The sequence below is a fragment of the Ruegeria sp. K11 genome, from assembly GCF_056531905.1.
On record NZ_JBQFMP010000024.1, the window covers coordinates 21,535 to 28,682 of the forward strand.

Below are 7,148 nucleotides of genomic sequence, written 5' to 3' on the forward strand. Positions count from 1 at the left end.
GAATGACCAGATTCAGCAAAATGGGGGCGCTTCTGTCAGCGACGATACTGGCCGGATCGGCCGTCGCGGCAGAAGACATCACCATCCGCATGGCGGCACCCGATTGGGGGCCTACGCGCTTCATGCAGGACTATGCCAATGAAACCTACACCGCCCCGTCGGGCAATAACGTCAAGCTTGAGATCGACTTTATCCCGTGGCCGAATTTCTTTGACCGGGTGAATGCCTCGCTGAACTCGGGCGAGCAGAAATATCAGATGCTGGTGTCCGACAGCCAATGGCTGGGCACCTTTATCGAGGCCGGTCATTTCATGAAGCTAAATGACCATATCGCCGAAGACGCGGAACTTCAGGCCATCATCAAGGACCTGCATCCGGCGCTGGTCTCGGGCTACTCGACCTATCCCAATGTGCCCGCAGACAAGATCGCCGAGATGGGGAACTATTCGCCGGACGTCAACTATTACGGCTTTCCGCAATTCCCAGATAACTACTTCACCTATTATCGCAACGACCTGTTCTGCGACGAAGGTGAAAACGCGGCGTTTCAGGAGAAATACGGGTCCGCGCTGCCCTGCGCGCCCGAAGCCTGGGACAGCGTAACCTGGGATGACTGGGGCAATTTCGGCGCGTTCTTCACCCGCAAGGCCGGGGAAACGCTGGCAGGCAAAACGCTGGACAGCGACTTCTACGGCATCGCCTATCAGGCGGGCAAACCGCTGGATTTCTCGACCATGCAGATCAACGCGTTTTTCTGGCAATGGGGCGGCGGCATCTGGGATGAGGCCAATGAACCCAACGCGCCGGTTCTGGGCGTGGTGAATTCCGACGAAAACGTCGCCGGGTTCGAACGCTATCTGGAACTGCTGAACTATGCGCCGCCGATCGCCAAGACCGGTCAGATGGGCATTTTCGAGATCCAGGACCTGTATATGCAGGGCAAGATTGCCGCCATCATCGACTGGGCCGCACTGGCAGCACCAGTGGTTGATCCGGCCACCAGTCAGGTCGCCGATGTCACCAGCTTTGGCATGATGCCCGGAAACATGCTGAATGGCGCGCTGGACCGCAGCGCCAATCTGGGCGGCCAGCCTTTTGTTCTGACCACATGGAACGATGATCTGGTCGTCGCCGAGGCGCTGGATCTGGTCAAATGGTGGCTCTCTGAGGACACGCAGGTCGCCGCTGTCAAAGCGGGTGGGCAATCGGGCCTGACCTCGGTTCTGGAAAACCCCGATTATGACAGCTGGGCGCCTTGGAATGCGACCTATCGCAAGTCTCTGCCCTGGCAGAAGGACCTGTGGCACGTGCCCGAGATGTTCGAGATGCTGACCCAGCAGCAGGAGGAATTCGACCGTGCGATCACCGGTCAGGTCTCGGCCCGCGAGGCGCTGGATGCTGTGGCCGAATTCCAGGACGAGCTGCTGCGCGACGCGGATCGCCTGCAGTAAACCGATGGAGAAAGCTGTGAATCAGGCTGTACGACCTCCCAAACTGCCGCCCGCTTTTGATCAAAAGGCGGAAACGCGCGGCTTTCTCCAATGGATCAACGCGCCAGAGCGGCGCGGGGCACTACTGGTGACGCCCGCTCTGGCCACCCTGTTTCTGATCAACATCCTGCCGCTGTTGTGGTCCTTCGGGTTGAGCTTTTTCAACTACCGTGCCAACCGGCAAAAACCGCCCAAGTTTCAGGGGCTTGAGAATTACACCGACCTGCTGGGCGATGATCGTGTGTGGGAGAGATTCGTGACTACCGGTCTGATTGTCAGTTCTTCGGTCGCGCTGCAATTGCTGGTCGGGTTCGGGCTGGCGTTGCTGTTTGCCAAGAAGTTCCCGATGCGACGGCTGGCGCTGATGTTCGTGCTGACGCCGATGATGCTGTCGTTCGTGTCGGTCGCGATTTTCTTCAAACTGTTCTACGACCCTACACTGGGCATGTTGTCGTGGTTCATCAGCCTGTTTACGGGCGAAAGCTTTGCGCTGCTGGCCACCCCGGCCGGGGCCATTGCGGGTATCGTTATCGCCGATGCCTGGATGTGGTCGCCCTTTGTGATGCTGCTGGTGCTGGCCGGACTGGTCTCGGTTCCGGGATACCTGTACGAGGCCGCCGAGATTGACCGTGCCTCAAGCTGGAAACGGTTCCGCACGATCACCTTTCCCTATGTGAAAAGCCTGCTGCTGCTGGCGCTGCTGTTCCGCACGATCGAGACATTCAAGACCTTCGATCTGGTCTTCCTGATCACCGAAGGCGGGCCGGGGTCAACCACGGAAACCATCGCCATCTATGCCTATCGGCTGGGCTTCCAGTTCTTCCGAACCAGCGAGGCTTCGGCGCTGGCCTATATGATCCTGTTCGTCGTGATCGTGCTGACCTCGATCTATCTCTACGTGGTGAAACAACGCAACGAAACGGAGGGCGCGTGATATGGCATCGTCGTTTCGCACCCATGATCAGGCAGGCCCGGTCCGCACCGCATGCGCTTGGCTGGTGGGCATCGTCTACTTTGCCCCGGTCTTCTGGATCATCCTGACAGCTTTCAAAACCCGCGCTGACGCATTGGCGATCCCGCCCAAGCTGTTTTTTTCCCCGACGCTGGAAAATTTCCGCGCCGTCTTTTTCCAGACGTCAGCTACCGGAGAGGTGACGGGGTCGGGCGTCTGGCTCTATTTCGCGAACTCGGCCTTTATCGCGGGCTCATCGGTGCTGCTGGCGCTGATCATTGGGACGCTCGCCGCTTACGCCTTCTCGCGCTATCCGCTCAAGGGTAATGACACCTATCTGTTCGTGATCCTGTCGACCCGGATGTTGCCGCCGATTGTGGTAATCATCCCGATCTTTCTGGTGTTCCGTCTGACCGGGCTGTCGGGGTCCTATATCGGGATTATCCTGCTTTATACCGGGTTCAACCTGCCGTTTTCGATCTGGATGATGAAAAGTTTCTTTGATGATCTCAACTCTGAGGTCGAGGATAGCGCCCGCATGGATGGCTCGGGCGACTGGTCCGTCTTTGGTCGTATCGCGCTGCCGCAGGTCAAGGCGGGGCTGGCGGCGACGGCGGTGTTTGCGCTGATCCTGACATGGAATGAATTTATCTTTGCCCTGCTGCTGACCGGCCCTGAAACCCGCACCGTGCCGGTCGCCATTGCCAGCACTATCGGCGGCGAGATCGGTGTGGATTGGGGCAAGCTGTCGGCCATGGTGTCGCTGTTCCTGATCCCCGTCTTCATCGTGACCTTTGCGCTGCAAAACCAACTGCTGCGCGGTGTCACCTTTGGCACTGTCCGCAAGTAAAGGAGGCCGCAATGAACGTGTTGAAACTCACTGGCCTGACCAAATATTTCGGCGATTTCGCCGCCGTTCAGGATGTGGACCTGACCGTCCAACCGGACGAGGTTCTGTGCCTGCTGGGCCCGTCCGGCTGTGGCAAGACCACCACCTTGCGGATGATTGCGGGGTTAGAATCCGCGACCCAGGGCACAGTGCAGTTTGGTGCGCGGGACGTGACCCATTTGCCCGCGCGGGATCGGGATGTGGCGATGGCGTTCCAGTTCTATGCGCTCTATCCCGACCTGACCGTTGGCCAGAACCTTGTCTATCCGCTGCAGGCCGAGGGCGCGAGCGCTGCGGAAACCGACGACCGACTGGCCCGCATTGCCGATATCCTGCAATTAGCCGAGGTGCTGGATCGCTATCCGCATCAGCTGTCCGAGGGGGAAAAGCAGCGCGTCGCCGTAGGCCGCTGCGTGATCCGCGCGCCCAATGCGTTTTTGTTCGACGAACCGCTCAGCCGTCTGGACGCCAAGCTGCGCGATGAGATGCGCGGATCAATCCGCAAGGTTCTGGCGACGCTGGACCGCCCCACCGTGATCGTGACCCATGACCAGCTTGAGGCGATGACCATGGGCGACCGGATTGCAGTCATGCGCGATGGCAAGGTCGAACAGGTGGGCCGCCCGCTGGATGTGTTTGAGCGGCCCGCAAACACCTTTGTTGCGGGCTTCATCGGCACGCCACAGATGAACCTGCTCAAGGGGCGCTGCGTTGCAGCCAATGACACCGCGCTGGAGCTTGATCTGTCGGGTCATACGATCCGGCTGGCCTCGGACCCGTTCAGGACGCTGCCATCCGAGGGGTCGGACGTGACGCTGGGCTTTCGCCCCCGCGCTGCGGCCCGCGCCGGGGCAAATGGAATGTCCCTGCGGGCCGCGCGGGTGTTCCTGTCGGAAAACATGGGGGCCGAAACATTGGTCCATTCCGATTGGAACGGTCAGAACCTGCGGGTGTTGGCGCACGGACCGGGGCGCCCCGAGGGGCAGGAGCATGACGTGCAAATTGACCCTGCCGATCTGACCCTGTTCGGGGCCGACGGCATCCGCATCACCCGCAAATCGGACAAGGAGGCCGCGTGATGGCAACGCTTAGCAGAACCGGCGCGACGCGGGCCAGGGGCCTTATTCTTGCGCTGTCCATCGGATCGTTGATCGCGGTGTTTCAGCCTGTGTCGCACATCCTGTTCCAGATCGGATGTGTCACCGCTTTTCTGTCGGCGATCCTGTTCAACATGATGCCGTTTCTCAACGCGGGTCAGCCCGTGAAATCTCTTCGCTCGCCTGCACTGACGATCCTGATCGTGTTCCTGTGTCTGGTCGGTTTCGCAATCCTGTCTGCCTGGGGGTACGTCCTTTATCTGCAGGCGCAATAAGCTCGGAAAATCAGATGGAAAATCGTTGGAACGACACGGAGGCCGCAGCGCTGACCTCGGACCTTGAACTGCGCGCCTATAGCTCGCGCCTGATTGGGGTTGACCCAGAACTGGTGCTTCACGGGGGCGGCAATACCTCGGTCAAAACCACGCAGACGGATATTTTCGGACACAGCATTGAAGCGATCTACGTGAAAGCCTCGGGGTTCGATCTGGCGCAGATGTGGACCGAAGGCTTTACCGGGCTAGAGCGGAACAAGCTTCTGGCCCTGTCCGAACTGCCCGCCCTGTCCGACCCGGATATGGTGCGCGAGGTCAAGCGCGCTCAGTTTGATCCGCAAGCGGCGAACGCGTCGATCGAAGCGATTGTTCATGCGGTGATCCCGCATAAATTTGTCGATCATTCCCATGCGGATGCGATCCTGACGATCTCAAATTCAATGCTGCCGCCCGAGACCTGGCACAAGATTCTCGGCGACAGCGTGGCGGTGCTGCCCTATGTCAAACCCGGTTTCGATCTGGCCAAGCAGATCGCGGCTTTTGCGCGCGAGGGCGGGTTCGACCGCTGTGATGGGCTGGTGCTGGAAAACCACGGGCTGTTTACCTTCGATGACAACGCCAAGGCCAGCTATGGCCGCCATATCGAACTGATCGCCATCGCGCAGGAGTTTCTTGAGGAAAACTACGGCGCGTTGACGCCTACGCCCGCACTGACGGAAGATCCGCTGGCTTTGGCAGGGTTGCGTCGGGCGGTGGGCGATCTGGCGGGGTTCCCCGTTCTGTCGCGTCCCTCGTGCAGTGTACCGGAGGGCTTTGCCGGGCGGCTGGCCGAACTGACCAAGACCGGAACCGTCACGCCCGAGCATGTTATTCACAACAAACCGTTTCCCGCACTGATCGGGCCGGATGCCACCGCCGATCTGGCGCGGTTTGCCGCCGACTATCAGGCCTATTTCAACCGCGCTGGCGATCAAAATTTGCAGCGACTGCCCCTGAACCCACATTGGGCGGTGTCGCGCACGGGCAGTATCCGCAGCTTTGGCCCCAACCTGAAACGCGCCGATATCTCGGCCGATGTGGCGCGCACGACGGCGAAGGCGCTGCTTTATGCGCAGGAAACCGGCGGCTGGCAGGGGTTGAGCGAGGACGATCTGCGCGGGCTGGAATATTGGGAATTGGAACAGGCCAAGCTGAAGAAACAGCCCAAAGGCCCCGAATTGACCGGCAAGATCGCGGTGGTGACCGGGGCGGCCACCGGCATCGGACGGGCGATTGCGCAAAAGCTGCACGCGCAGGGGGCCGTGGTGGTCGGGTTCGATATCAACCCTGCGGTCGTCGAAAACTTGTCCGGTTTCGGGCTTTCGGGAGCGGTGGTTGACGCCACTGACCGAGCTGCGGTCGAGGCTGAATTGGACGCTGTCGTGCAAGCCTATGGTGGGCTGGATATTCTGGTGTCGAACGCGGGTATTTTCACCGCGGGTGCGCAGGTCGAGGATATGGACGACGAAAGCTGGGCCAAATCCATGCGCGTCAATCTGGACGCCCACATGATCCTGTCGCGCGCCGCCGTGCCCTATCTGCGGCAGGGCTTTGACCCGTCGATCCTGTTTATGGCGTCGCGCAATGTGCCGGCTCCGGGGGCGGGGGCCTCGGCTTATTCGGTGGCCAAGGCCGGGTTGACCCAACTGATGCGCGTTCTGGCACTGGAGTTGGCCGAAGCCGGGGTGACTGTCAACGCCCTGCATCCTGATGCTGCTTTCGACACAGACCTTTGGACAGACGAGGCGCTGGAGCGATCCGCTAGGCGCTACGGCCTGACAGTTGAAGAATACAAAACACGCAACTTGATGAAATCCGAGATCACGTCAGAGCATGTCGCCAAAGCAGCGCTCGCACTTGTCGGCGAGAACTTTCGTCGTACAACCGGCGCGCAAATCCCGCTGGATGGTGGAAACGATCGTGTAATTTGAGCAAGTGTTAGGACGTCCAGGCAGTTAAGCTGAATGACTTCAAGTGCTGGGTTTTTGTCGGGTCGAACTGGCAAATAGTCGTCTATATCCGTCGGGCCCACCTCAGGGCCTGCATTCACGAAGGAGGTTGATATGCCGGGTGCGATCAAGGGGCCAGGGTTGTTTTTGGCGCAGTTTGCGGATGATGCGGCTCCGTTCAATTCGCTGGGCTCGATTGCGGCATGGGCCGCGGGTCTGGGATATAAGGCGGTGCAAATTCCGACGTTCGACGGGCGCTTGTTTGATCTGGACAAAGCCACTGAGAGCCAGACCTATTGCGACGAGATCACCGGCACCTGCCGCGATGCGGGCGTTGAGGTCAGTGAGCTTTCGACCCATTTGCAGGGCCAGCTGGTCGCCGTTCATCCCGCTTACGATCTGGCCTTTGATGCTTTTGCGCCAGACACCGTCCACGGCAATCCGAAGGCGCGGCAGG

General features: G+C 60.0%; 6 protein-coding genes and 1 pseudogene. All 7 read left to right on the plus strand.

Features of this window, described 5'->3' with window-relative positions:
- Nucleotides 1-2 precede the first annotated feature (2 nt).
- Nucleotides 3-1,451: an ABC transporter substrate-binding protein gene (locus ACR0K4_RS21940; protein WP_480855783.1), complete on the plus strand. Its 1,449-nt coding sequence runs from the start codon at nucleotides 3-5 to the stop codon at nucleotides 1,449-1,451.
- Between the two features lie 16 nt (nucleotides 1,452-1,467).
- The gene (locus ACR0K4_RS21945; protein ID WP_480520950.1) at nucleotides 1,468-2,424 is read left to right on the plus strand and encodes a carbohydrate ABC transporter permease; all 957 of its coding nucleotides are present in this window, start codon (nucleotides 1,468-1,470) and stop codon (nucleotides 2,422-2,424) included.
- A 1-nt stretch (nucleotide 2,425) separates the two neighbouring features.
- Nucleotides 2,426-3,292, plus strand: coding sequence for a carbohydrate ABC transporter permease (locus ACR0K4_RS21950; RefSeq protein ID WP_480520949.1), 867 nt, complete (start codon nucleotides 2,426-2,428; stop codon nucleotides 3,290-3,292).
- A gap of 11 nt (nucleotides 3,293-3,303) precedes the next feature.
- Nucleotides 3,304-4,410 (plus strand): ABC transporter ATP-binding protein, encoded by a 1,107-nt coding sequence (locus ACR0K4_RS21955; RefSeq protein ID WP_480520947.1) that lies wholly within the window; start codon nucleotides 3,304-3,306, stop codon nucleotides 4,408-4,410.
- The gene (locus ACR0K4_RS21960) at nucleotides 4,410-4,703 is read left to right on the plus strand and encodes a hypothetical protein (RefSeq protein WP_480520945.1); all 294 of its coding nucleotides are present in this window, start codon (nucleotides 4,410-4,412) and stop codon (nucleotides 4,701-4,703) included. The genes ACR0K4_RS21955 and ACR0K4_RS21960 overlap by 1 nt, the downstream gene beginning before the upstream one ends.
- Before the next feature lie 14 nt (nucleotides 4,704-4,717).
- On the plus strand, nucleotides 4,718-6,673 hold the full coding sequence (locus ACR0K4_RS21965) for an SDR family oxidoreductase (RefSeq protein WP_480855784.1): 1,956 nt from the start codon (nucleotides 4,718-4,720) through the stop codon (nucleotides 6,671-6,673).
- Between the two features lie 132 nt (nucleotides 6,674-6,805).
- Nucleotides 6,806-7,148: pseudogene (locus ACR0K4_RS21970) on the plus strand (sugar phosphate isomerase/epimerase); the annotation flags it as partial.